General features: G+C 31.9%; 1 protein-coding gene. It reads right to left on the bottom strand.

Features of this window, described 5'->3' with window-relative positions; translation table 11 throughout:
* The coding region (locus tag RAD15_RS43495; RefSeq protein WP_458184811.1) for a hypothetical protein at positions 1-240 on the bottom strand (240 nt) is incomplete at its 3' end.
* Between the last annotated feature and the right edge of the window lie 277 nt (positions 241-517).

Genomic DNA, 517 nt, shown 5'->3' with positions numbered 1-517 from the left:
TATATCTGTTAATTTTTCGTATGCTTCTAAACCATCTTTACATTTTGATTTTGTAAAAATGAAATTTAGAACCGAAATATTATTCATTATTACAGCTTTACTACAATCTGGGTCTTCATTTACAATTTTCGGTTCTTCTAAAATACGCCACAAATCATTAAGCAACAAACCTGCTTTAGCATAAGCATCGTTAGAAAAACGGTCACTATTTTTTAACTCATCAAATACCTCTTGGTACATACCTTGCCCATTAACTTAATGTTTTTTAGCCACTAAAAAACCTTTCTTTGTAGTTTCAAATTCCTTGAAATCAAAAGACTCTTTTATAAAGGTTGTTAAAGACTTCATATACTCTATCTATTCTTTATTTTTATCTTTCAACTGACGTACCACGTACTTATTATTATCACTCCAAACTTGATTATTCTTATTGGAGGACTTTTCCACAGCTTCCAATGTCACCGTTGAGTTCATACCCACTGAGTCACGCCACTTAATAATACCATCGCGGCCGTTT

The organism is Bradyrhizobium sp. 14AA (assembly GCF_054185205.1).
This window is presented reverse-complemented; position numbering and strand designations above follow the sequence as displayed.